This window comes from Nocardia caishijiensis NBRC 108228 (assembly GCF_001612825.1).
GTDB lineage: Bacteria > Actinomycetota > Actinomycetes > Mycobacteriales > Mycobacteriaceae > Nocardia > Nocardia caishijiensis.
In genome coordinates this window covers 90,391-112,721 of the sequence record NZ_BDBE01000012.1, presented here as the reverse complement: position 1 = coordinate 112,721, position 22,331 = coordinate 90,391, and the positions used below count along the sequence as shown (strand labels likewise).

Genomic DNA, 22,331 nt, shown 5'->3' with positions numbered 1-22,331 from the left:
CGCGGCGAGTGGCGACGTGCGCGTCGAACAACCGACCGCCCTGATCCGGATGGCCGACGCGGGTGACGTCTACGTGTCCTGGCGCTGGGTCGACGACACCTCGGCGCGGGGAGTGGCGATGCTGCCGCGCGACGATGTGCGTGCGGTGCTGCGGCGGTTGGCCGACGCGGTGCCCGACCCCGGCCGTCCGGACGAGTTGCGTCGAGTCATGACCGAGGGCGCACTGGTCGACGCGGCGGCGGAAAACCTTTTGGCACAAGCATTGTCACGCGCGTTGCTGCCGTATGGGCTGGCGGTGCAGCTGTACGAACTGTCGCAGCGCGGCATCCGACCACATCTGCGAATTCAGCCGTCACCCCGGCTCGCGCAGGTTCCGTGGGAGATCATCGCGCCCGATCCGGCGATCCGCCTGCTCGACATCGCCGATGTGAGCCTGCTGGCACCGGTGTCGGTGGTTCGAGCGCCGGATCGCATCGTGCGCCGCTGGCACGAAACGCGTGACCTGCCCGTGGTCGCGGTGCTCGATCCGCGCGTGCCCGGTTTCCGAGCGGACTCCGAACTCGGGTCCGTACTGGGCCGACCGAGCGCGGATTCCGTGGTGACACAACACTTCAGCGCATACAGCGACCGCGTGGTACCGGCGGTGAGCGAACCGTTGGAGCTGTTCCGCCGCACCGACCTGGACCGTGGCTGGCTGTCGCGCACGCTCCGTGCGGGCGCCAGCCGGTTGATCTACGTCGGCCACGTCACCGCGCCCGCCCCGGAGTCCGGGGAAAGCGAGCATGCCCGAATGCACCTGGCGTGCACCGCCGAAACCCGTGGCTTCGCCGCGCCGACTCGCTCACACCGACCGCTCTCGGCCAAGGACCTCCTACTCGGCACTCACACCCTCGACCCCGCACCGCTCCCCGGCCGGGACCTGTGGCCGATGCCGAGCCGCGTGGCACTCATCGCCTGCGAAAGCGGCGGCGACCTGCGCTTCACCGAAGCCCTCGGCCTGACGACCGCCGCCCTGTCGGCAGGCGCCGAACTAGTCACCGCCACCCGCTGGCCCCTCCCCACCGACCACGCCTTCCACACCATCACCGCCACCACCGACCACCCCCTCCAAGCCGCCATCCGCGCCGTGGACACAGCCCACGAATCCGCCGACGCCGTCAAGTCCCTCCTGGACTGGCAACAAACCCGCCTCACAGCCTGGAAAACCACCCCCACCCCAGAAAACTCCCCACTCCTGTGGTCCGCTTTCGCCACCGTCACCGATTGAACGTCGGTCCGAATTCCGCAATCGCCGCAGATTCGTGATCAGCGGGGGTTGTCGCAATATAACATTCATGTTATGAATTGGGGAGAGGTCGAACTCGAGCCCGAAGTTGACGAGTGGTTCGATTCGCTTGTTCAGGACGACCAGGAAACCGCGGTGTTCTACGTTGACCTACTCGCTGAGCACGGCGCACTGCTCGGCGAGCCGTATACCCGTCAGCTTCAAGGAAAGCTACGTGAGCTGCGGTTCTATCTCAGTCGACAAGCCGTGCGTGTCACCTACTGGATCGCGCCGGGACGGCGAATCATCTTGTTGACCGTGTTCCGCAAACAACGCATGCGTGAGCACGCTGAAGTACGTCGCGCGCTACGGGCGATGCAACGGTGTATCGATGAGCAACACACCGTCGAGGAGGTATGAACGTCGTGGTCGAACGAAAAAGCTGGACAGACAAGCGGGCGGAAGTCCTGGGGCGCCCGGGTGCGGGCGCGAGCTATGACGCAACTCGCCTGCGGTTCGAACTCGGTGCCGCAGTGCGTGACCGACGTGAATCGCTCGGAATCACACAGGCCGAATTGGCCGCGCGAGCAGGACTTCGACAACCTGCCATCGCCCGTTTCGAAGCGGGTGGGACCATGCCGACGATCCCACTGCTCGAACGCCTTGCTGCTGCCCTCGAACTGCACCTACGCGTGGAATTCGAGGCCACGGGCTAGGCCCGCGACCGACCGGTCAGTGGTCGTCGTAGTGGCCGTCGTGGGGGGCGTGGCGGTGGCCGTCGTGGATGTAGTCGACGTGGTCCTGGTGGGGGACGGCGACGTGGCCGCAGCCGGGGCCGTGGACGTGGTCGTGGTTGGCGCAGGCGACGTGGGATGCGGGTTCGCACTCGTCGAAGTGGCCCTCGTGTTCGCGATGTAAGTGTCCGTCGTGGACGTAGTCGACGTGGTCCTGGTGCGGGACGGCGACGTGGCCGCAGGTGGGGCCGTGGACGTGGGTGTGCTGCGGATGTTCGGCGTGCGCGGTGGTCATCTGCTCTCCTCCGAGTCGAATCGAGCTTGCAACTCTTCCGACATTAGCAGTTGCGCATGCGTTGCTGCGACCCCTTCGTCCTGGTCAGAGGACCTGATCGAGGAAGCGGCGCAGCCGTTCGGTCTTGGCGTCGTCGAACAGTTCGCCGGGCGCCCCGGTCTCCACGACCTGCCCCTGATCCATGAACACCACGCTGTCGGAGACGCTGCGCGCGAAGCCCATCTCGTGGGTCACCACGATCATCGACATGCCGCCCGCGGCGAGGTCGGCCATGAGCGCGAGCACGCCCTTCACCAGTTCGGGATCGAGCGCCGAGGTGGCCTCGTCGAAGAACATCAGCTCCGGTTTCATCGCGAGCGCGCGGGCGATGGCGACGCGCTGCTGCTGACCACCCGAGAGCGAACCGGGCCGGGCATCCGCCTTGGCGGCCAGGCCGACGATCTCGAGCTGCTCCACCGCGAGCGCTCGCGCCTGCTCGGCCGAGAGTCCGCGCAGTTTGCGCGGTCCGAGCGCGATGTTGTCGGCGACCGTCTTGTGCGGGAAGAGGTTGAACTGCTGGAACACCATGCCGATGCGCTGACGCAGCCGGTCGGGATTGGTCCGCAGCACCGATTCACCGTCGAGCAGGATGTCGCCGGAATCAGGCTCGTGCAGGCGGTTGAGCACGCGCAGCAGGGTCGACTTGCCGGAGCCGGACGGCCCGATGACGGTGGTGGTGCGGCCCGCGTCGACGTGGATGTCGACGCCGCGCAGGATGTGGTTGTTGCCCAGCGTCAGATGCAGGCCGGTACCGGTCAGGGAAGCACTCATCGGGTAACTCCTTCGCATGCGCGGGCGGTCGTTGCGGTCACGCGCCCCGGCCTTCCGTGACGACGGCCTGTTCGAGCGGGTCGACCGGGGGTACCGGCTTTCCGGTACGCATCCGGCGGTCGATGTAGTTCACCAGGTGGGTGAGCGGAATGGTCAGCACCAGGTACATCAGGCCCGCCGCGACCAGCGGCGACAGGTTGCCGGTCTGGGCGTTGAGGTCGCGGCCGACGGCGAACAGTTCACGCTGGGAGGCGAGCAGACCGAGGAAGTAGATGAGCGAGGAATCCTTGATGAGGGCGATGAACTGGTTCATCAGCGCGGGCAGCACCCGGCGCACGCCCTGCGGGATCACGACGAGCGTCATCGCCTGGCGGTATCCGAATCCGATCGCGCGGGCCGCTTCGAGCTGCCCCGCCTCCACCGACTGGATGCCGGACCGGAAGATCTCGCCGATGTAGGCCGCCGCCAGCAGCGCCAGGGCCACCGCGCCGAGCCAGTACGGGTTGCCGCCGGTGATATTGCGGACCACCGGGCCGATGCCGAGGCCGATCAGCAGGATGATGACCACAGCGGGCAGACCGCGGAAGATATCGGTGTACACGCGGGCGGGCCAGCGCAACCAGCGGGTGCGCGAGATGCCCATCACCGCGAGCAGCATGCCGAGCACGGTGCCGAGAACACCGGAAACCACGGCCAGGATCAAGGTGTTCGGCAAACCGGTCTTGATGAGATCGGGGAACGCCTTGGTATAGAGCGACCAGTCGAAGAAGGTGTCCTTCAGCTGCTGAATGGTCGACTTCTGTTGCGCTACTTCGGCTTCACCGGGTTCTTTGCTCGCGGCGATGGCGGCGAAATCCGGAAGCTCCGGCGCCGGTGCGGATTTGGAGCCGGGCTTCCAACCGGGCGGCAGCTCGCGCGGCACCCAGTCGGCGTACAGGCGCGCGTAGGTGCCGTCGGCGATCACCGCGTCCAGGCCCGCGTTGAGCGCGTCGACGAGCGGCTGATTGTTCTTGGCCACCGCATAGCCGACGAAGTTGTCGAGGCTGAAGGTGTTCTCCGAGACCACGATTCCGTCGCCGGGCTTGATCGCGCCCTCGGCTTGGGCCGACGGGGCGACCCAGGCGTCGACCTGGCCGGACTTCAGGTTCGCGTAGGCGGTGTTGTAGTCGGGGAATTTCACCGGGTCCAGGCGCAGCTGGTTCACCACGAACTCGTCCTGCACGGTGCCCTGCACCACGGCGATCCGCGAACCGGAGTTCAGGTCACCGAAGCCCTTGATCGCCGAACCCTGCGGTACGACCAGCGAGAAATAGCCGAAGTCGTAGCCGTTGGTGAAGGCGACGAGTTCACGCCTGGCATCGGTGGTGGTGATGTTGGACGAACCGACATCGAAGCGTTTGCCCGCCACCTGGGCCAACAGCCCGGCGAACTCGGTGCCCGAGAACTCCACCTGCAGGCCGAGTTTCGCGCCGATCTCGCGCAGCAGTTCGTTGTCGAAACCGGTGAAGGTGCCCTGGCCGTTCACACAGATGCTCGGCGGGGCGTCCGACAGGGTGCCGACGCTGAGCTTGCCCGGGCTGAGCAGGCCGAGCTTGCTGGTGTCGATCGACTCGAGCGGCACTGTGGTCGGGGTCGTATAGCGGTCGGTGCCCGCCGTCTCGGAGGCGGCGAGGTTGGTCGGCGCCGCGGCCGCCGCGCTCTGGCCGGGTGGTGAGCACAGGTCACCCGTCGACGTCTCGCCGCCGGAGCCGCCGCATCCGGTGGCGGCGACGCCGACGAGGAGCAACAGCGCGGCTATCCGCGCCCGGGTTCGCACAGCACGCACACCTGCCATGCCGATAGACCCTAATGCCCGTTCGGGCCACCACTCGCCACCCGCGCCACGTGTGGCGCATCCGGGCAGGCCACAGGTTTTATGCGAGGCCTTCGAGTAATTCCGGGTTCACTTCGTCGCGCCATTCGATCGCGCGACGGACCTCGGTGAGGTCGTAGTCGGGGCCGGAGGTGCCGATGGTGAACAGGCTCACGCCCGCCGCGCGCAACTGTTCGGCCTGCTCCCTGCCCCGCCACTGCACCGAGCGCTCGATTCGGGCCTCGTCGGTGCCGACGGCGGCGGCATGCTCGGCCAGCACCTTGTTCTTGTGCGCGAGGGTGTCCACATCGACGAAGGAGTGCCAGATGTCGGCGTACTCGGCGACCAACCGCAGCGTTTTGCGCTCGCCGCCACCGCCGATGAGGATCGGGATATCGCGCACCGGCGCCGGGTTCAGCACGCGCAGGCGGGCGGTGAGCCGGGCCATGTTGTCCTTCAACAGGTTCAGCCTGGTGCCCGCCGTACCGAATTCGTACCCGTATTCGGTGTAGTCACGCTGGAACCAGCCCGCGCCGATGCCGAGGATCAACCGTCCGCCGCTGATCCGGTCGACCGTGCGTGCCATGTCGGCGAGCAGATCGGGGTTGCGGTAGCCACCGCCGGTGACGAGCGCACCCAGCTCGACTCGCTCGGTCTGCTCGGCCCAGGCGCCGAGCATGGTCCAGCACTCGAAATGCGCGCCGTCGGGGTCGCCGGTGAGCGGGAAGAAGTGGTCCCAGTTGAAGACGATGTCCACCCCCGCCTCCTCGGCCCGCGACACCGCGTCCCGAATCAGCCCGGAATCCGGTGCGTGCTGGGGTTGAAGCTGGACTCCGATACGAACTGGACGACTCATACCGTTGGCTCCTCGAGGGATCGGGATCGGCTCCGCGATCGAGGCTACTCGGCGGCCGGGAAGGTCGCACTTGTCCGCGACACGAGTGGCTGTGAGCCCGTGGCACGGGCGGCCGCGACAGCGACGAAAATGGCGTAGAGGCCGACGATCACGACGGCGGCGTAGGGCAGCGAGGCCGCGATCGCCCCCTGGACCGACAACTTCGGGATCAGCCGCGGACTGCCGTCGAGGCTGCTCAGCGCGTCGTCGAAGATGCCGACCGCCATCAACCCGGACGCCCCCATCACCAGCAGCAGCCCGACGACGGTGACGACGATTCCGCTGCGGCGCGGCAACAATGCCAAGCCGAGGAGGGTCGCGCAGAGACCGGGGACGAACGTGGCCATGCCGAGTATCAGCGTGAACACCAGGTACCAGGCGACGTCGGCGCCCGGCCCGGCGACCATGGCGACAACGGCCGCCGCCACGCTCACCAACAGCGGGAACACGATCGGAGATGCCGCCGTCGCGGCCGCCCACATCCTGGCTTTTCGCATGATCGAGGATCGCACGAGCCTGCGCCTCGCCCGCGGTGACGGCAGCGGTTAGTGTGATGGCGCTCGTACCGAAGCACCCGTACTCGGATCGTCCGGCACGTTCCTGCCGGGATGGGAAGAATGATCTACGCATGGCTACCGTGACTTTCGAAGGCGCCACCCGGCTCTACCCCGGCGCGGGCAAACCCGCCGTCGACGCCCTCGACCTCGAAATCGCCGACGGCGAATTCCTCGTCCTCGTCGGCCCCTCCGGCTGTGGCAAGTCGACCTCGCTGCGCATGCTCGCGGGCCTCGAAGAGGTGAACGGCGGACGCATCCTGATCGGCGACAACGACGTGACCCACGCCGAACCCAAGGATCGCGACATCGCGATGGTGTTCCAGAACTACGCGCTGTACCCGCACATGTCGGTCGCCGAGAACATGGGTTTCGCGCTGAAGCTGGCCAAGGTGTCCAAGGCCGAACGCGACGAAAGGGTGCGCGCGGCAGCTCAACTGCTCGACCTCACCGAGTACCTGGACCGCAAGCCCAAGGCGCTCTCGGGCGGCCAGCGCCAGCGCGTGGCGATGGGCCGCGCGATCGTGCGCCAGCCGCAGGTGTTCCTGATGGACGAGCCGCTGTCGAACCTCGACGCCAAGCTGCGCGTGCAGACCCGCACCCAGATCGCCCAGTTGCAGCGGCGCCTCGGCACGACGACGGTGTACGTCACCCACGACCAGGTCGAGGCCATGACCATGGGCGACCGCGTCACCGTACTCAAGGACGGTCTGCTGCAACAGTGCGCGTCGCCGCGTGACCTGTACCGCGATCCGGCGAATGTGTTCGTCGCCGGGTTCATGGGTTCGCCCGCGATGAATCTGTTCACGCTGCCGGTCGCCGACGGCACCGTCACCATCGGCGGTTACCCCGTGCCGGTGCCGCGCGCGGTGGTCGACGCGGGTGAGGGTTCGGTGGTGCTCGGTATCCGTCCCGAACATCTCGAGGTCGGCGGCAACGGCATGCAGATGGAGGTGGACGTGGTGGAGGAACTGGGTTCCGACGCCTATGTCTACGGTCGGGCACTGTCCACCGAGGCCAGCGGCGCGTCCGGGGAAACCCTGGTGGCAAGGGTCGATTGGCGCAACCCACCGGCCAAGGGTGAGCGGCTGTCGCTGTCGACCGACCCGGCCAACTTGTACTTCTTCAGCGCGGAGAACGGTCGGCGGCTGCGCTGAACCCCCGCGTACCAGCGCATCTCACGGCGGAGGCCGCCCGCATCAGCTGACGCGGGCGGCCTCCGTCATCAGGCTTCGGTGTCGTTCGCCGGGCGGGTTTTCTTGCGGGCCCGGAGGTAGTCCGGGTTGACGCGAACGCCGAGCTGTTCGAGTTCGACCGGGGTGCCGGTGGGGGTGGTGAGCTGGGCCCGCACCGGTTCGCCGGTTTCGGTGTCGACGCGCAGCAGCGGCGCGGGGCCCGGCTGGAGGTAGGTGTCGCCCCATTGCCAGAGGGCCACGACCGCCGGGAGCAGATCTCTGCCCATCTCGGTGAGCACGTACTCGTGCCGGGTGCGCTTGCCTTCCTCCTGGTAAGGGCGTTTTTCCAGAATCCCGGCCTCGGTGAGTTTGCGGAGCTGGCTCGCTGCGGCCGCGTCGGTGATGCCGACGCGGCGCGCGAAGCCGTCGAAGCGGGTGGTGCCGTAGTAGGCCTCGCGCAGGATGAGGACCGCCGAGCGGGTGCCGATGAGGTCCATGGCCCTGGCGATCGAACAGCCCTCGGTCTCCCACCTGCTCAGATCGGCCAGGGGTCCTTCCATCACGGCTGCCATGACCGACATCATACCCTCCTCTGACTTGAGCGAGTCATAGCTAGCAAACCGACGGCGCTCTCCACGACGTCCATCCCGTCGACCCGCACCAGCACGGCGCGCGTTACGGCTTGCAGACGATGTGCGAGGCCGGTGGGCTCGCCAACGCCACCATCATCGAAAGGTTGTGAGACACAGCGGCGGTGTCTGGGGTCGTCTTCGGCGGGACGGGGAGGTGGGTGAACCCCCTACGATCGGGATCGTGGACTTCGAGACCTTCGTTTATGCGATTCCGCTGCGTACGCGGTTTCGGGGGATCACCGTGCGCGAGGGGATGCTGATTCGCGGGGAGAACGGGTGGGGGGAGTTCTGCGCGTTTCCCGAATACGACGATCGGGAAGCGGCGGGATGGTTGGCGACCGCTGTCGAACAGGCGACGGTCGGGTGGCCCGTGCCGGTGCGGGAACGCATTGCCGTGAACTGCATCGTGCCTGCGGTCGAACCCGAGCGAGCGGCCCGCATTGTTCGTGAATCAGGTTGCGGCACAGCGAAGGTGAAGGTAGCCGACCATCCCGATTCGCTGGCCGAGGATGTGGCACGAGTAGCGGCCGTGCGGGCGGCGCTCGGGGATTCCGGCTCCGTCCGAGTCGATGCCAATGCGGTGTGGGATGTGGAGACCGCCGTGCGGCACATTCGGGAAATAGATTCAGCGGCAGGGGGTTTGCAGTACGTCGAGCAACCGTGCCGGAGTATCGAAGAGCTCGCGGAGGTACGGGCTCGGGTGTCGGTGCCGATCGCGGCGGACGAGTCGATTCGGCGGGCGGAGGATCCGCTGCGCGTCGCGGTGGCCGGTGCGGCGGATGTGGCGGTGCTGAAGTGCACACCTCTGGGTGGGGTGCGTCGGGCGTTGTCGGTGGCCGAGGCGGCGGGGTTGCCCGCCGTCGTGTCGTCGGCGCTGGAGACCAGTGTCGGGCTGGCGGCTCAGATCGCGCTGGCCGGAACGCTGCCTGATCTCGAATTCGCCTGCGGGCTCGGAACTCTCGCACTGTTCGAAGGCGACCTGGTTGCCGATTCGCTGCGACCGGTGGACGGGTGGTTGACGGTGCCGACCAGTGCGCCTGAGCCCGACCCTGCGGCGATGGATCGGTACCGGCATCCGGACGCCGAGCGAGTGCGGTGGTGGCTGCGACGGTACGAGCGAGTGAGCGCGCTGCTCGGAGACACCCGAGAGAGCCCTCGCGGTGGCCTGTAGGCGTCGGCGTGCGGAGGCCACGGGACGACGATTCGGCGCCCGTGCCGCGCGACCGGGGCTCGCGATCATCGACACATTCCGGCGCAGCAACCCGACCACCGCCCTCGCGGAGAGCTAGCCGTCCTCATGGGATCGACCGATTTGCGCGTGGGTCGCCTTCGACAATTTAGTTGTGCACAACTTAATTGTGCGCTATCGTTATCCTCATGACCGACGGACTCACCCTCGACGAGCAGCTGTGCTTCCCGCTCTACGCGGCGTCGCGAGCGATGACGGCGGCCTACCGTCCGAAGCTGGAACAACTCGGCCTCACCTACCCGCAGTACCTGGTGATGCTGGCGCTGTGGGAACGCGACGGCCGCAGCGTCGGCGAACTCGGCACGGCGCTCGAACTCGACTCCGGCACCTTGTCACCCCTGCTCAAACGTCTGGAGGCGACCGGTTTCGTCCAGCGGCGTCGGGCTGCCGACGACGAACGCCGCGTCGACATCATGCTCACCGAGCACGGGCGGGCCGTCCGTGCCGCCGCCTGTGCCATTCCCACCGAAATGGCGCAGGCGGCGGGCCTGACCGGCGACGAAGCCGTCGCCCTGCGCACCCTGCTCCGCAAATTGACCGACTCCCTCACCGAGAAATGAGACTCCCCATGCAGGTTCTCTACACCGCCGACGCCCTGGCCACCGGCGAAGGCCGCACCGGCTCCGCCCGCACCACCGACGGCAAGCTCGACGTGGTGCTCGCCCCGCCGAAGGAGATGGGCGGCGACGGCGCGGGCACCAACCCCGAGCAGCTGTTCGCGGCCGGTTACGCCGCCTGCTTCCATTCCGCGCTGCGCCTGGTCGGCAAGAAGGCGGGCGCCAATGTCGCCGACTCCGCGGTGGGCGCGCAGGTGTCGATCGGCCCGAACGACAAGGGCGGATTCCAACTCGCCGTCACCCTCGAGGTCACCCTCCCCCACCTCACCCGCGAGGAAGCCCAGCAGTTGGCCGACCAGGCACACCAGGTGTGCCCGTACTCCAACGCGACCCGCGGCAACATCGATGTCGACGTCCAGGTCGCCGAGGACTGATCAGCGATAACGAATGAGGGCCCCACACCGGGGCCTTCATTCATTGTATACAAGCGGCTCTTCAGAATTCATTAGTTCCCTCGCAGCACGATGAACATGTCATCGAGAACAAAGGGGAAACAATGAAGACCACGATCGCCGCCGTGATGATCGCCGCGTTCAGCGTGATGGGGGTCGGCGCCGCCGCTGCCGCGCCGAGCGATACCGCGCAGACGAGTTTCGTCGAGGCCGCCGGGTCGCTCGGCGGTGGCGGCAAGGGCGGCTCGTCGAGCAGTTCGCCCTGTACCGATAGCAAGTCCTGCACGTCTCCCGGTGCGGGTGGCGGTCAGGGGGCAGGCGGACGAGGCAGCGGCCCGGGCAGCAACGGGAACCGGTGACCGACTTCGGGTTTCACCCGAAGCGGACTCCGCAACCGGCGAATGTCGCGCGGATCAGCAGAGCCGCTTCGGGGCCGATCACGCCGTCGGTCAATTCCGCGTAGCGAGTACAGAATTCGGGGCCGTGGGGGGCTTCGTCGGGGGACGGCGCCAGGTGGTGGGCGAGTTCGTGGAGAACGACCAGTTCGCGCAGTGCCCACGCCGTGGCGCCGGTGTGGAGTGGAACAGCGAGTACGGCATCGGACCGTTCGTAATGTGCCGCGCCCGTTCCTGCCCGGATGCGCACCCGCACCGATATCGCGGACCGATCCCATTGCGCCCGCACCCAATTCAGCGCAAGGACCTTGTCGACATAACTCTGCACCGATTCCACCGAAGCGAATCGTCGCTCGACCGGCAAGGTCACCTGCGAACCATAGATATCGACAGTGCGATGCCCGAATTCCTCCGCGCGGTCGAAGGCACCGCGCACCAATTGCTCGGCGTCGTAGACCCGCGCCCGTTGCGTGTCGCGCCGCGGCGCCGGATCAGAGCGGTTCATCGTCCTGTGAGCTTGCCTCGGGCGGCGGGTAGTTCGGTCGAGGGGCCGAGACGGGCATCGCGACCCGCCCGGTCGCCCGCTCGCCTGGCCGCGGCCGAGTGGCCGGTGGAGGTCTGCGGTCCCCGCCAGGTGCCGCGGGCTTCCGAGGTTGCGGTGTAGAAATCGGTGAGGGCGAGTTCCTTGTCGCGCAGGGCGAGTGCGGTTCCGGTCGACTCGACCGCCGACTCCTCGGCGACCACCTCGGCCTTCACCTCGGCCAGCCGCGCGCCGATCCGCGCCGCGAACGCCATCTGGAAATTCAACCGCGCCGTCACCCCGGCGACCGGAGCCCGCACCTCGCGGCGCGCCGTCCGACCGAATCGCTTCTCGGTGACCACCTTGACCACCGTGCCCTCGCGGTAGGCCCCCGATTTGATGTAGTGATCCGAGGCCCGCACCATCTGCACCAGCACACTCGCGTACAACGCCTCGCACGCATCGATATCCGCCTCGAAGCCGTACGCGTACACCTGGGTCGAGGTCCGGGCGACATCGCAGCGCACGTCGTTGGCCGTGGCGATGGCGACGAACAACTGCACGTAGGTGCGCAACCCCTTCCGGCCGGGCTCCCCGATCGGAATGATCCGCTGCACCGGCGTCGACCTGCGCTCACGGCGCGCCACATGCGAGCGCGCCACCGCCAGATCGATCGACGACTTCGTCGCCAGCCGTTGCGCCGCCGCGAGGAATGCCTCGGCCTCGTGCTCGTTGTCGGTGGCCTCGGCCTTGCGCAGCAGACCACCGATCCGGGTGAGCATCCGGTCGGGTGCCGACGGCGAGGGACTGGTCACGGATCGAGCCTAGGACACCGCACCGACGGAGCCGCTCATCGAACTGACCGCAAAGTAGCCGATGTGGCAGGACGATCGGACGCAGCGAGCCGCACCATGTATGTTGACCGGTGCACCGACGCACTGTGCTGCTGCTCACTGTCTCGACCCTGGAGTGTCTGCGATGGCCTTGAAGTTTGTCCCCAGAGCGACGATGGCTGCTGCCTCGATTGCGTTGCTTACCGCATCGTTCACCAGCGCCTGCTCGAGTGACAACGGCGGCAACGCGCTCGACCAGAACCTGACCGGGCGCGGGCCGATCACCTACGTCGAGGGCAAGGACACCACCGAGACCGGTGTGGTCAAGCAGCTCATCGACCGGTGGAACGCCGCGCACCCGAACGAGCAGGTGACGTTCAAGGAGCAGTCGGCCGACGGTACCCAGCAGCACGACGACCTCGCCGAGCACTTCCGCGCCAAGCAGGACGGCTACGACGTCGTCGCCCTTGACGTGAAGGACACCGCCGAGTTCGCCGCGAAGGGCTGGGTGCAGCCGCTCGAGGGCAACTTCGCGATCGACACCGCGCCGCTGCTCGCGCCCACCGTGGCCAGCGCGACCTACAACGGCAAGCTGTACGCGGCCCCGAAGAACACCAACGGCGGCCTGCTGTACTACCGCAAGGACCTGGTTCCCAACCCGCCGCGCACCTGGACCGAGATGCTCGGCATGTGCCAGGTGGCCCGCGACAACAACATCGGCTGCTACGCCGGTCAGCTCGCCCCCTACGAGGGCCTGACCGTGAACACCGCCGAGGTCATCAACGCTTACGGCGGCAGCTTCGTCGGTTCCGACGGCAAGACCCCAACCGTGAACAGCCCGGAGTCCAAGGCCGGTCTGAAGATGCTCGTCGACGCCTACGACCGCGGCGACATCCCCAAGGAAGCCATCACCTTCAAGGAAGGTGAGAGCGCCAGCGCCTTCGAGACGGGCAAGCTGCTGTTCCTGCGCAACTGGCCCTACCTGTACGGCCAGGCCAACGCCGACAGCAGTGTGGTGAAGGACAAGTTCGGCGTGGCCCCGCTGCCCGGCAGCACCGGTATCGGCGCCTCGACCCTCGGTGGTTACAACGCCGCGATCAGCGCGTTCTCCAAGAACAAGGCCACCGCGGCCGACTTCATCCGTTACCTGATCAGCGAAGAGGCCCAGCAGATCATCGCCGCGGGCGCGCTGCCGCCGGTGCGCTCCTCGGTGTACGACGACCCGGCCCTCAACGCCAAGATGCCGTACCTGCCCACGCTGAAGGAATCCATCGCCAACGCGGTGCCCCGTCCGGTCACCCCGTTCTACCCGGCGGTGTCGAAAGCCATCCAGGACAACGCCTATGCTGCCCTGAACAAGACCAAGTCCGTCGACGATGCGGTCGCGGGCATGCAAAAGGGCATCGAGACTGCCGGTTCCGGTTCGTAGCGCAGGCAGCGGACCCGACCAGACCGTAGGAGAGTAGAAACGGTGTCGGATCCTTCGGGAGCCAAGCAGCGCGGGCTAGCGCTGGAACTGCGACGATCCGGCAAGGCGTGGCTGTTCGTCACGCCGGTGATGGTCGCACTGGCGGTGGTCATCGGGTATCCGGTGTTCCAGGCGCTGTGGATGTCGTTCCGCAAGGACGAGGGCATCGACCCCGCCACCGGCATGTTCGTCGAGGGCGGCAGTGCCGGGCTGGACAACTACACGCATTGGCTGCTGCAGCAATGTAATTCGCTGATGGGCACCGGCGCGTGCCCCACCGGCACGCTCGGCTCCCAGTTCTGGGCGGCGGTCGGGGTCACCCTGTTCTTCACCGTGGTGACCGTGACCATCGAGGCCACCCTCGGCCTCGGCATGGCCATGGTGATGGGCAAGACCTTCCGCGGCCGGGCGTTGCTGCGCGCGGCGGTGCTGATTCCGTGGGCCATCCCGACCGCTGTCACGGCGCGGCTGTGGGAGTTCATGTTCCAGTACGACGGCGTGGTGAACCGGGTGCTCGGCACCCACATCCTGTGGACCACGGAGGTGTGGGCCTCGCGCTTCGCGGTGATCGTGGCCGACGTCTGGAAGACGACACCGTTCATGGCGCTGCTGATTCTGGCCGGGCTGCAGGTGATTCCGAACGACGTGTACGAGGCCGCCAAGGTCGACGGCGCGACCGCCTGGCAGCGGTTCATCCACATCACGCTGCCGCTGCTCAAGCCCGCGTTGTTGGTCGCGGTGCTGTTCCGCACCATGGACGCGCTGCGCATGTACGACCTGCCCGCGATCATGACCGGTGCCAACCCGGCCACCGGCACGCTGTCGGTACTGGTGGTCGAACAGGTGCGCCAGGGCCCCAACAGTGCGGCCGCCCTGTCGACGATCACCTTCGTGCTCGTGTTCGCCATCGCCTTCGTGCTGGTGAAGGTGTTGGGCGCCAACGCCGTTCGCACGCAGGAAGAACAGCGGAAGGCGCACTGATGAGCATCTCGATGACCAAAGAGCCCGCCCCCGCCGCACGCAAGGCCCCGGTGGTGGCACCACCCTCGCCGTGGCGGAAGAAGCTCCGCACGGTCCGGCTCTACCTCGGTGTGGCGATCGTGCTGGTGTGGGGCCTCGGTCCCTTCTACTGGATGGCCGTCGTCGCGTTCCGCGACCCTGCCCACACCTTCTCCAGCACCCCGTGGCCAACGCACGTGACGCTGGAGAACTTCCGCAACGCCTTCGACACCAGCCGTGGCAACGACTTCGGCAAGGCGTTGCTCAACAGCGTCATCATCGGCTCGGCCACCACGGCGGTGGCGCTCGCCCTCGGTGTGCTCGCCGCGTACGCGCTGGCCCGGATGACCTTCGCGGGCAAGTACCTGGTGTCGGGGCTGATCCTGTCGGCGTCGATGTTCCCGGCCGTCGTGCTGGTGACGCCACTGTTCCAGCTGTTCACCGATCTCGGCTGGATCGGCGAGTACCAGGCGATGATCATCCCGAACATCTCGTTCGTGCTGCCGTTGACGGTCTACATCCTCGCGTCGTTCTTCGCCGAACTGCCGTGGGAACTCGAGGAAGCCGCGCGCATCGACGGTGCGAGCAAGCTGCAGGCCTTCCGGCTCATCATGCTGCCGCTGGCCGCGCCCGCGGTGTTCACCACCGCCATCCTCGCGTTCATCGCCTCGGTCAACGAGTACCTGCTCGCCCGGCTTCTCTCCGGTGAGCAGACCCGGCCGGTGACCGTCGCCATCGCGAGTTTCTCCGGCAACGACCCGCTGGTGCAGCCGTACGCGGCGATCATGGCCGCCGGTGTGATCGTCACCGTGCCGCTGGTGATCATGGTGCTGATCTTCCAGCGCCGCATCATCTCCGGCCTCACCGCGGGCGGCGTGAAGAGCTGACGGGCGCGCTCCTCCCGGATCTGGGCGGCGACGACGGGTAGAGTCGCCTGCACCGACGGGAGGAGATGGTCGTGGCCGGCAGGCGCGGGCGTTCCGACGAGGACGTGCCGTATACGTCGATCGCAGGCTTCCGGGATCCACTGCGCGAGCAGCGACCGCGCAAGGGAGCGGCCCGGCGAGCCCAGGCTGCCCGGCTGGCGGCCGACGACGACAGTCCACCGCGCCCACCGCGCACCAGGGCGCAGCGGATCCGGCGGTTGGTGTTCGCGCTGTTCGTGATCTTCGTGTGTGTGCCCGCGTTGCTGTTCGTCGCGGTGTACTGGAGTTCGGAGATTCCCGAACCGGGTGAGGTGGCCGTCGAGCAACCGGCGACCGTGCTGGCCGCCGACGGCACCACCGTGCTGGCGAAAATCATTCCGCCGCAAGGAAACCGGATCCCGATTCCGCTCACCGAGGTACCGATGCACGTGCGGGAGGCGGTGCTCGCGGCCGAGGACCGCACCTTCTACACCAACGCCGGGTACTCCACCAGCGGCTTCCTGCGCGCGGCCAGGGACAACCTGGCCGGACACGACAACGCCGGTGGCGGGTCGACGATCACGCAGCAGTACGTGAAGAACGCCTTCCTGAGCTCCGAACGCACCGTCACCCGCAAGATGCGCGAGCTCATCATCGCGGCGAAGATGTCGCGGCAGTGGAGCAAGGACGAGATCCTCGCCGCCTACCTGAACACCATCTACTACGGGCGCGGTGCCTACGGCATCGCGGCGGCGGCCAAGGCCTACTTCGGTAAACCGGTGCCCGAGCTGACCCTCGCCGAGGGGGCGGTGCTGGCCGCCGTGATCCGCTCACCCTCGGTGCTCGATCCCGAGAACCACTTCGACCAGCTGCGCGCCCGCTGGCAGTACGTGCTCGACGGGATGGTCGAGATGCGCGTGCTCGCACCGGGTGACCGTGACGCGACGGTGTTCCCACCGATCCTCGCCCTCGACGACGTGGCGACCGAACCCGTTGCCTCCGGCCCCGAGGGACACATCCGCACCATGGTGTTGCGCGAACTGCGCGCCGCCGGGCTCACCGACGCCGACATCAACACCGGTGCCCTGCAGATCACCACGACGATCGACCCGGTCGCGCAAGCGGGCGCCGTCGACAGCGTGCGCGCCCGAACCGCCTGGCAGCCACCGGAATTGCGGGCGGCGGTGGTGTCGGTCGACCCGCGCAGCGGTGCGGTGCGGGCCTACTACGGCGGCGAGGACGGCACCGGCTTCGACTTCGCCCAGGCGCCGCTGCAAACCGGTTCCGCCTTCAAGGTTTTCGCACTCGTCGCCGCCCAGATGCAGGGCATCCCGGTGACGCGGGCGATCGACAGTTCCCCGATCACCGATCGAGGCACGACCATCACCAACGCCGACGGCGATTCGTGTGGGCGGTGTTCACTGGCCGAGGCGCTGAAACGCTCGCTCAACACCAGTTTCTACCGGCTCACCATGACCATGGGTGACGGACCACGCTCGATCGCCCAGGCAGCGCATCTTGCGGGCATCCCCGAGCACATCCCGGGGGTGGACGGCGAGTCCCTCACCGAGGGCGGCGAGCCACCGCTCAACGGAATCGTGTTGGGGCAGTATCAGGTTCGGCCGATCGACATGGCGTCGGCGTATGCCACGCTCGCCGCGTCGGGTGTGTATCGGCAGCCGTACTTCGTGCAGCGGGTGACCACCGGGAACGGCCAGGTGCTGCTCGATCGCGGCGCGCCGGAAACCCGAAGGGGCAAACAACTTCCGGAGCCGGAGCAGCGGATCAGTCCGGCCATCGCCGACACGACGACGCGGGCGATGGAACCGATCGCGAACTACTCCAACGGGCACGGGCTGGCCGGGGGCAGGCCGTCGGCCAGCAAGACCGGGACCACCCAGCTGGGTGAGACCAAGGCGAACAAGGACGCCTGGATGGTCGGGTACACCCCGTCGCTGTCGACGGCGGTCTGGGTGGGCACCGAGCATCCGCAGCCGTTGCGCGACGGCCGAGGCAACCCGATCTGGGGGTCGGGCCTGCCCGCCGACATCTGGAAGCAGACGATGGACAGCGCGCTCGCCGGGTCGCCCGCGGAGGAGTTCCCGACGCCGCCGCTTGGCGGCAGCGGGTCACTGGTGCCCGCGCCGCCGCCCGCGTCCGGTGGAGGCGGTGGTGGTGGCGGATTCGACATTCTCAATCCGCCGAGCGACACACCACGCAATCCGGCCCCGATCATCATCATCCCGCCCGCACCGAGCCCGAGTACGCCCGGCGAATGGTTCCCCGGACTGGGTGGTGACGCGCCGCGATAGATCACGGATTGGACAGGCGTGACCACACATCAACACGGACATGGCAACATCGTTGGCCAGGGCGCATCCAGAGGTCGGGCGCCGGCGCAATCCCGGCGCGCAACCTGTCGTATCCATACGGGAAGATGTGCGCTCGAGCGACGACGAGACTAGACATAGGGGCTACGCAGGTGGATTTCAATGTCGTTGACCGTCCCGAGATGCTGATCGCGGGCACTGTGCTGCGCAGTCCGGCGCTCGCTGTGGAGGGGCCGCGACGCGCCAAGGTGGTGGAAGCGTGGCAGCGGCTGCGGGCACGACAGGACTTACCCGGACCGTTCGCGACGGGGTACGTCGACTTCGCGCCCGAGATCAACTCCTACCTCACCCACATTGTCGGCTACGAGTGCAAAACCCTGGCCGACCTGCAGGTGGGCGACGTACTCGCCCGCATTCCGGCGGGCCGCTACGCGCGCTTCGTCGCGCACGGCGACGAGATCGGCGACACCATCGTGGCGCTGTGGCGGCAGGTGTGGGACGCCGAGGCGGCGGGCGAGTTCGTGCGCGCCTACACCGGCGACTGCGAGCAGTACCCCGACGAACGCACCGTCGAGATCTTCGTTTCCTTGACCGACGCGCAGAGCGGGGAATAGCCGATGACCGCCGACTTCGAGATCGTCACCCTGGACAACAGCCTGATCGCCGGACTCACCGTCCCGCTGGCCGGTCGCGAGGTCACCGCCCGCGATCTCGACCTGGTGAACTTCACCTGGGACCGCTACCTGTCGCGCGAGAAGCCGGTGACCCGGACCGCCGCCTACATCGGCCAGAACGACCACGCCGTCGCGGTCCTCGGCTACGAGGTCGCGGACCTCGACGACGTAGACGAAGGCGACGTCCTCGCCCGCATCCCCGCGGGCCGCTACGCCAAGTTCGTCGTCTCCGACAAGCCCTACGACCTGCTGCGCACCGCCTGGGCCCAGGTGATCAAAGCCGAGAACGCCGGAACCATCACCCGCTCCCACACTGCGGAACTGGAGCGCTACACCGGGCCCACCTCGGTCGAGGTGTACGTCTCGCTGGATTGAATCGAACCCTGGCCGACTTCGGGTGATTCGACGCACTCTAGCCAAGGGCCTGCCGATTCCAGTGGTGCTAAAGTGGTGCCATGGCGAATCTGAACCTCCGGTTGCCTGACGACCTGCACGCTGCTGCTGTTACCGAAGCCGAGACATCGCACACGTCGCTCAACAGCGCGATTTGTGACGCCCTGCGAGATTGGGTCGCGATGCGCGCGCTGAGCCGCAAGGAAGATCTGATCCTGGATCAGGTGATGCGCGAGGACACCGATCTCCTCGCGCTGATTCGCGAAGCCGAGTAGTGCGTCCGGAAGCACTCATCAAGTGCAATCAGCGAGTGACCGAGGGGCGCGGTGCCATTCGGGATCTGGGCCTGGTTGCCGCGGCCGCGACTCGGCCGGACCAGATCGTGCTCGGACAGCAGGCCTACCCGACACCGGAGTTGAAGAGCGCTGCGGTCTTTCAATCGGTCATCCGTGACCGGCCGTTCATCGAGGGCAACCAGATGACCGCATGGGTCGCGGTCCGGCTCCTACTCGGCTGTTATGGCCTTGCGCCCGGCGTCACCGGCGATGCCCTGGTCGCGCTCATCGACACCATCGCCTCGGAGCAGACCGAAGTGGCTTGGCTCGCGTCGCAACTCGAGGTCGAGCCACGCCCCGAGTAGTCCGCGATGGCACCGGGGCACGTCTCCCCGGAACAGAAAAGCCGGTGTCACACAAAAGTTGTTGTGACACCGGCTTTTTCGTTCAGAGATTAATCCGCGCCGATGATGAACGCCTCGAGCTGGGTGCGCGCGACGTCGTCGGCGATCTGCTCCGGCGGGGACTTCATCAGGTAGGCCGAGGCCGGGATGACGGGCCCGCCGATGCCCCGGTCCTTGGCGATCTTGGCCGCGCGGACCGCGTCGATGATGATGCCCGCCGAGTTCGGCGAGTCCCACACCTCGAGCTTGTACTCCAGGTTCAGCGGGGCGTCACCGAAGGCACGGCCCTCGAGGCGCACGTAGGCCCACTTGCGGTCGTCGAGCCACTCCACGTAGTCCGAGGGACCGATGTGGACGTTGCGGTCGTGCACCTTGCCCGCCAGCGAACCGGTGAGGTTCGAGGTGACGGCCTGGGTCTTGGAGACCTTCTTCGACTCCAGCCGGTCGCGCTCGAGCATGTTCTTGAAGTCCATGTTGCCGCCGACATTGAGCTGGTAGGTGCGGTCGAGCACCACGCCGCGATCCTCGAACAGCTTGGCCATCACGCGGTGGGTGATGGTCGCGCCGACCTGGGACTTGATGTCGTCGCCGACGATCGGGACACCGGCGTCGGTGAACTTCTTGGCCCACACCGGGTCGGAGGCGATGAACACCGGCAGCGCGTTGACGAACGCGACATTCGCGTCGATGGCGCACTGGGCGTAGAACTTGTCGGCCTCTTCGGAGCCGACCGGCAGGTAGGAGACCAGGACGTCGACCTTGGCATCCTTCAGGGCCTTGACCACGTCGACCGCCGGGGCCTCGGACTGCTCGATGGTCTGCGCGTAGTACTTGCCGATGCCGTCGAGGGTCGGACCACGCAGCACCGTCACGTCGGTGGGGGGCACGTCGGAGATCTTGATGGTGTTGTTCTCGCTGGCGAAGATGGCCTCGGCCAGGTCGAAGCCGACCTTCTTGGCGTCGACGTCGAACGCGGCGACGAACTTCACGTCCTTGACGTGGTAGGGACCGAACTTGACGTGCATGAGGCCGGGAACGGTCGCGCTCTCGTCGGCGTCCTTGTAGTACTGCACGCCCTGCACCAGCGACGATGCGCAGTTGCCCACACCGACGATCGCGACGCGTACTTCGCCGGATCCAACCTTGTTGACATCACTCATGGCCGCTCTTTCCCTCTTTCTGTGGTGCCGCCTTCGTCGATTGCTCCGCCGCAATCAACTCGTTGAGCCAGCGCACTTCGCGCTCGCTTGATTCCAATCCGAGCTGGTGGAGCTGGCGGGTGTAGCGATCCAGCGAGCCGCTGGCCTTCTTGATCGCTTCCCGCAGACCCTCTCGGCGCTCCTCGACCTGGCGTCGCCTGCCCTCCAGGATCCGCATCCTCGCCTCGGCGGGGGTGCGGCTGAAAAAGGCCAGGTGAACACCGAAGCCGTCATCGGTGTAGTTCTGCGGACCGGTATCGGCGAGGAGTTCTTTGAACCGTTCCCGCCCGACCGGCGTGAGCCGGTAGACGCGGCGCGCACGGCGCGCGGTCGCGCCCTCCGGTATCTCCTCGGCGATCAACCCGTCGGTCTGCATCCGGCGCAGCGTCGGGTAGAGCGAACCGTAGGAGAAGGCCCGGAACGCCCCGAGCAGGCCCGTCAACCGCTTGCGCAGCTCGTAACCGTGCATGGGCGCGTCGAGGAGCAGGCCGAGAATCGCCAACTCGAGCATGCCGACCTCACTCCCTGACTATGACGGCCTGACAGGCCGAACGGACCTAACCGATGGATGCGACTTCCCACTATATCGGAGCGATACATCTGGGCGCAGTCGTATCCCTCACAGGAGCGGGGGAACGACCGCCGGATACCGACGTATCAGCAGGTCAGGAGTCTTCCGGGTACACCGCGATCGGTTCGCCGTCGAGCCGGATCTTCAGATATCCGCTCTGTTCGGCCTCGTTCTCGACGTAGATGCTGATCTCGGGTTCGGCATCCTTGGCGCCGCCCGGCGGGAACCGGACGAGGACGTGCGACACCCAGCCGCCGGGCACCCGGGTGGTCTGTGGGGCGCCGGACATCAGCCGGGCGTACTTCGCCAGATCCACCTCACCCAGGTCGAACGACCGCGTGCCGGGCGAGCGCGAACCGGGCGAACCCCACCGCTCGAAATCGCCGCGATATTGCAGCTCGTCCTGCTTGCCCGGCTTGCCGGAATCCCGCTCGACCAGCGCGTACTCCGGGTACAGCGTCAACTCGTCGGCGAGGGTGCTGCCGTATTCGGCGCGATAGTCGGCCAGAAAGTGGGCGAAACCGTTGCCGGTGGTCAGGTCCGGCAGCGGCGGACCGAGGACGGCGTCGCCGACGGTGCGCCCGGCCAGACCGGCACCCGCACCGAGCAGACCGGCGAGCACCACCGCGCCGACCGGGATCCACCAGCGGCGCGGCGCGCGCGGCGCACCGCGCGCGACGGGGGTGGCGGCCAGTTCGCCGGGGACCTGCAGATCGTCGACGAGACGGTCGAGGGCGCCGAAGGTCTCGGCGCGCATGGCCGTCGCGGTGCGTTTGCCGTGCTCGGCCTCGGTGAGCTGGCCGTCGGCCAGGGCGGCGTCGAGCAGGGCGCACACGTCGGCGCGGTCGGCGTCGCGGGCCCGCAGGGTTTTCGCCGGGGAGGTGGTCTTCATGACG

The 22,331-nt window shown here is 67.4% G+C and carries 27 protein-coding genes; 16 read left to right on the top strand and 11 right to left on the bottom strand.

Features of this window, described 5'->3' with window-relative positions; genetic code table 11:
- The first annotated feature begins 49 nt into the window (after window positions 1–49).
- From NC7_RS02885 to NC7_RS02875, 3 genes are all read left to right on the top strand, one after another.
- A complete protein-coding gene (locus NC7_RS02885) occupies window positions 50–1,267 on the top strand; it encodes a CHAT domain-containing protein (RefSeq protein WP_067978582.1) in 1,218 nt (405 codons plus the stop codon).
- A 72-nt stretch (window positions 1,268–1,339) separates the two neighbouring features.
- Window positions 1,340–1,684 carry a type II toxin-antitoxin system RelE/ParE family toxin gene (locus NC7_RS02880; protein ID WP_067978311.1) on the top strand — a complete coding sequence of 115 codons (345 nt, stop codon included), beginning with the start codon at window positions 1,340–1,342 and terminating at the stop codon, window positions 1,682–1,684.
- Window positions 1,681–1,980: a helix-turn-helix domain-containing protein gene (locus NC7_RS02875; protein ID WP_236573161.1), complete on the top strand. Its 300-nt coding sequence runs from the start codon at window positions 1,681–1,683 to the stop codon at window positions 1,978–1,980. The genes NC7_RS02880 and NC7_RS02875 overlap by 4 nt, the downstream gene beginning before the upstream one ends.
- A 16-nt stretch (window positions 1,981–1,996) precedes the next feature.
- On the opposite strand, the gene NC7_RS02870 is transcribed toward NC7_RS02875, so the two are convergent.
- The 5 genes from NC7_RS02870 to NC7_RS02850 form a co-directional block, all read right to left on the bottom strand.
- Window positions 1,997–2,293, bottom strand: coding sequence for a hypothetical protein (locus NC7_RS02870; protein ID WP_067978309.1), 297 nt, complete (start codon window positions 2,291–2,293; stop codon window positions 1,997–1,999).
- 84 nt (window positions 2,294–2,377) lie between these two features.
- Window positions 2,378–3,103: an amino acid ABC transporter ATP-binding protein gene (locus tag NC7_RS02865; RefSeq protein ID WP_067978307.1), complete on the bottom strand. Its 726-nt coding sequence runs from the start codon at window positions 3,101–3,103 to the stop codon at window positions 2,378–2,380.
- Between the two features lie 37 nt (window positions 3,104–3,140).
- The gene (locus NC7_RS02860; RefSeq protein WP_067978306.1) at window positions 3,141–4,937 is read right to left on the bottom strand and encodes an ABC transporter substrate-binding protein/permease; all 1,797 of its coding nucleotides are present in this window, start codon (window positions 4,935–4,937) and stop codon (window positions 3,141–3,143) included.
- A 79-nt stretch (window positions 4,938–5,016) separates the two neighbouring features.
- A complete protein-coding gene (locus tag NC7_RS02855; protein ID WP_067978304.1) occupies window positions 5,017–5,811 on the bottom strand; it encodes an LLM class F420-dependent oxidoreductase in 795 nt (264 codons plus the stop codon).
- A 44-nt stretch (window positions 5,812–5,855) separates the two neighbouring features.
- The gene (locus NC7_RS02850; protein ID WP_159372836.1) at window positions 5,856–6,362 is read right to left on the bottom strand and encodes a hypothetical protein; all 507 of its coding nucleotides are present in this window, start codon (window positions 6,360–6,362) and stop codon (window positions 5,856–5,858) included.
- Window positions 6,363–6,478: 116 nt separating this feature from the next.
- Between NC7_RS02850 and NC7_RS02845 the strand changes: the two genes are divergently transcribed.
- The gene (locus NC7_RS02845; RefSeq protein ID WP_067978300.1) at window positions 6,479–7,561 is read left to right on the top strand and encodes an ABC transporter ATP-binding protein; all 1,083 of its coding nucleotides are present in this window, start codon (window positions 6,479–6,481) and stop codon (window positions 7,559–7,561) included.
- A 68-nt stretch (window positions 7,562–7,629) separates the two neighbouring features.
- Here the strand turns inward: NC7_RS02845 and NC7_RS02840 are convergent, their stop codons facing one another.
- Entirely contained in the window at window positions 7,630–8,163 is a 534-nt protein-coding gene (locus tag NC7_RS02840) for a winged helix-turn-helix transcriptional regulator (RefSeq protein WP_067978299.1), read from the bottom strand.
- Window positions 8,164–8,389: 226 nt separating this feature from the next.
- Here NC7_RS02840 and NC7_RS02835 point away from each other — a divergent pair, with 226 nt between their 5' ends.
- The 4 genes from NC7_RS02835 (at window position 8,390) to NC7_RS02820 (ending at window position 10,828) form a co-directional block, all read left to right on the top strand.
- Window positions 8,390–9,382 carry an o-succinylbenzoate synthase gene (locus NC7_RS02835; RefSeq protein WP_067978577.1) on the top strand — a complete coding sequence of 331 codons (993 nt, stop codon included), beginning with the start codon at window positions 8,390–8,392 and terminating at the stop codon, window positions 9,380–9,382.
- Window positions 9,383–9,588: 206 nt separating this feature from the next.
- A complete protein-coding gene (locus NC7_RS02830) occupies window positions 9,589–10,020 on the top strand; it encodes a MarR family winged helix-turn-helix transcriptional regulator (RefSeq protein ID WP_067978297.1) in 432 nt (143 codons plus the stop codon).
- Window positions 10,021–10,028: 8 nt separating this feature from the next.
- Window positions 10,029–10,451: an organic hydroperoxide resistance protein gene (locus tag NC7_RS02825; protein ID WP_067978295.1), complete on the top strand. Its 423-nt coding sequence runs from the start codon at window positions 10,029–10,031 to the stop codon at window positions 10,449–10,451.
- Window positions 10,452–10,573: 122 nt separating this feature from the next.
- Window positions 10,574–10,828: a hypothetical protein gene (locus NC7_RS02820; protein ID WP_067978293.1), complete on the top strand. Its 255-nt coding sequence runs from the start codon at window positions 10,574–10,576 to the stop codon at window positions 10,826–10,828.
- A gap of 13 nt (window positions 10,829–10,841) precedes the next feature.
- On the opposite strand, the gene NC7_RS02815 is transcribed toward NC7_RS02820, so the two are convergent.
- Window positions 10,842–11,369, bottom strand: a complete 528-nt coding sequence (locus tag NC7_RS02815; RefSeq protein ID WP_067978292.1) for a TIGR04338 family metallohydrolase — start codon at window positions 11,367–11,369, stop codon at window positions 10,842–10,844.
- Window positions 11,366–12,166, bottom strand: a complete 801-nt coding sequence (locus tag NC7_RS02810; protein WP_067978575.1) for a DUF2786 domain-containing protein — start codon at window positions 12,164–12,166, stop codon at window positions 11,366–11,368. Before NC7_RS02810 ends, NC7_RS02815 begins: the two co-directional genes overlap by 4 nt.
- A 196-nt stretch (window positions 12,167–12,362) precedes the next feature.
- Here NC7_RS02810 and NC7_RS02805 point away from each other — a divergent pair, with 196 nt between their 5' ends.
- From NC7_RS02805 to NC7_RS02770, 8 genes are all read left to right on the top strand, one after another.
- On the top strand, window positions 12,363–13,646 hold the full coding sequence (locus NC7_RS02805; protein WP_067978290.1) for an ABC transporter substrate-binding protein: 1,284 nt from the start codon (window positions 12,363–12,365) through the stop codon (window positions 13,644–13,646).
- A 42-nt stretch (window positions 13,647–13,688) separates the two neighbouring features.
- Window positions 13,689–14,666 (top strand): carbohydrate ABC transporter permease, encoded by a 978-nt coding sequence (locus NC7_RS02800; protein ID WP_067978288.1) that lies wholly within the window; start codon window positions 13,689–13,691, stop codon window positions 14,664–14,666.
- The gene (locus tag NC7_RS02795; protein ID WP_307613590.1) at window positions 14,666–15,571 is read left to right on the top strand and encodes a carbohydrate ABC transporter permease; all 906 of its coding nucleotides are present in this window, start codon (window positions 14,666–14,668) and stop codon (window positions 15,569–15,571) included. Before NC7_RS02800 ends, NC7_RS02795 begins: the two co-directional genes overlap by 1 nt.
- A gap of 65 nt (window positions 15,572–15,636) precedes the next feature.
- Complete coding sequence (locus NC7_RS02790) at window positions 15,637–17,901, top strand: transglycosylase domain-containing protein (protein WP_067978287.1); 2,265 nt, start codon at window positions 15,637–15,639, stop codon at window positions 17,899–17,901.
- A gap of 170 nt (window positions 17,902–18,071) precedes the next feature.
- Window positions 18,072–18,533, top strand: coding sequence for a GyrI-like domain-containing protein (locus NC7_RS02785; protein ID WP_067978285.1), 462 nt, complete (start codon window positions 18,072–18,074; stop codon window positions 18,531–18,533).
- A gap of 3 nt (window positions 18,534–18,536) precedes the next feature.
- Window positions 18,537–18,968, top strand: coding sequence for a GyrI-like domain-containing protein (locus NC7_RS02780; RefSeq protein ID WP_067978284.1), 432 nt, complete (start codon window positions 18,537–18,539; stop codon window positions 18,966–18,968).
- An 80-nt stretch (window positions 18,969–19,048) separates the two neighbouring features.
- Window positions 19,049–19,261 (top strand): toxin-antitoxin system HicB family antitoxin, encoded by a 213-nt coding sequence (locus NC7_RS02775; protein ID WP_067978282.1) that lies wholly within the window; start codon window positions 19,049–19,051, stop codon window positions 19,259–19,261.
- Window positions 19,261–19,626: a type II toxin-antitoxin system death-on-curing family toxin gene (locus NC7_RS02770; RefSeq protein WP_067978281.1), complete on the top strand. Its 366-nt coding sequence runs from the start codon at window positions 19,261–19,263 to the stop codon at window positions 19,624–19,626. The genes NC7_RS02775 and NC7_RS02770 overlap by 1 nt, the downstream gene beginning before the upstream one ends.
- Before the next feature lie 89 nt (window positions 19,627–19,715).
- Here NC7_RS02770 and NC7_RS02765 read toward each other — a convergent pair whose 3' ends face one another.
- From NC7_RS02765 to NC7_RS02755, 3 genes are all read right to left on the bottom strand, one after another.
- The gene (locus NC7_RS02765) at window positions 19,716–20,825 is read right to left on the bottom strand and encodes an inositol-3-phosphate synthase (RefSeq protein WP_067978279.1); all 1,110 of its coding nucleotides are present in this window, start codon (window positions 20,823–20,825) and stop codon (window positions 19,716–19,718) included.
- Entirely contained in the window at window positions 20,818–21,375 is a 558-nt protein-coding gene (locus NC7_RS02760) for a PadR family transcriptional regulator (protein WP_067978277.1), read from the bottom strand. Before NC7_RS02760 ends, NC7_RS02765 begins: the two co-directional genes overlap by 8 nt.
- Before the next feature lie 154 nt (window positions 21,376–21,529).
- Window positions 21,530–22,327 carry a DUF1707 SHOCT-like domain-containing protein gene (locus NC7_RS02755; RefSeq protein WP_067978275.1) on the bottom strand — a complete coding sequence of 266 codons (798 nt, stop codon included), beginning with the start codon at window positions 22,325–22,327 and terminating at the stop codon, window positions 21,530–21,532.
- Window positions 22,328–22,331 lie beyond the last annotated feature (4 nt).

Coding starts and splice junctions, on each gene's coding strand:
- NC7_RS02815 (WP_067978292.1), bottom strand. CDS start 11,369: ATGAACCGCTCTGATCCGGCGCCGCGGCGCGACACGCAACGGGCGCGG.
- NC7_RS02780 (WP_067978284.1), top strand. CDS start 18,537: ATGACCGCCGACTTCGAGATCGTCACCCTGGACAACAGCCTGATCGCC.
- NC7_RS02870 (WP_067978309.1), bottom strand. CDS start 2,293: ATGACCACCGCGCACGCCGAACATCCGCAGCACACCCACGTCCACGGC.
- NC7_RS02860 (WP_067978306.1), bottom strand. CDS start 4,937: ATGGCAGGTGTGCGTGCTGTGCGAACCCGGGCGCGGATAGCCGCGCTG.
- NC7_RS02755 (WP_067978275.1), bottom strand. CDS start 22,327: ATGAAGACCACCTCCCCGGCGAAAACCCTGCGGGCCCGCGACGCCGAC.
- NC7_RS02795 (WP_307613590.1), top strand. CDS start 14,666: ATGAGCATCTCGATGACCAAAGAGCCCGCCCCCGCCGCACGCAAGGCC.
- NC7_RS02775 (WP_067978282.1), top strand. CDS start 19,049: ATGGCGAATCTGAACCTCCGGTTGCCTGACGACCTGCACGCTGCTGCT.
- NC7_RS02825 (WP_067978295.1), top strand. CDS start 10,029: ATGCAGGTTCTCTACACCGCCGACGCCCTGGCCACCGGCGAAGGCCGC.
- NC7_RS02855 (WP_067978304.1), bottom strand. CDS start 5,811: ATGAGTCGTCCAGTTCGTATCGGAGTCCAGCTTCAACCCCAGCACGCA.
- NC7_RS02875 (WP_236573161.1), top strand. CDS start 1,681: ATGAACGTCGTGGTCGAACGAAAAAGCTGGACAGACAAGCGGGCGGAA.
- NC7_RS02885 (WP_067978582.1), top strand. CDS start 50: ATGGCCGACGCGGGTGACGTCTACGTGTCCTGGCGCTGGGTCGACGAC.
- NC7_RS02790 (WP_067978287.1), top strand. CDS start 15,637: ATGGTCGTGGCCGGCAGGCGCGGGCGTTCCGACGAGGACGTGCCGTAT.
- NC7_RS02845 (WP_067978300.1), top strand. CDS start 6,479: ATGGCTACCGTGACTTTCGAAGGCGCCACCCGGCTCTACCCCGGCGCG.
- NC7_RS02840 (WP_067978299.1), bottom strand. CDS start 8,163: ATGATGTCGGTCATGGCAGCCGTGATGGAAGGACCCCTGGCCGATCTG.
- NC7_RS02865 (WP_067978307.1), bottom strand. CDS start 3,103: ATGAGTGCTTCCCTGACCGGTACCGGCCTGCATCTGACGCTGGGCAAC.
- NC7_RS02765 (WP_067978279.1), bottom strand. CDS start 20,825: ATGAGTGATGTCAACAAGGTTGGATCCGGCGAAGTACGCGTCGCGATC.
- NC7_RS02880 (WP_067978311.1), top strand. CDS start 1,340: ATGAATTGGGGAGAGGTCGAACTCGAGCCCGAAGTTGACGAGTGGTTC.
- NC7_RS02830 (WP_067978297.1), top strand. CDS start 9,589: ATGACCGACGGACTCACCCTCGACGAGCAGCTGTGCTTCCCGCTCTAC.
- NC7_RS02810 (WP_067978575.1), bottom strand. CDS start 12,166: ATGCTCACCCGGATCGGTGGTCTGCTGCGCAAGGCCGAGGCCACCGAC.
- NC7_RS02805 (WP_067978290.1), top strand. CDS start 12,363: ATGGCCTTGAAGTTTGTCCCCAGAGCGACGATGGCTGCTGCCTCGATT.
- NC7_RS02760 (WP_067978277.1), bottom strand. CDS start 21,375: ATGCTCGAGTTGGCGATTCTCGGCCTGCTCCTCGACGCGCCCATGCAC.
- NC7_RS02820 (WP_067978293.1), top strand. CDS start 10,574: ATGAAGACCACGATCGCCGCCGTGATGATCGCCGCGTTCAGCGTGATG.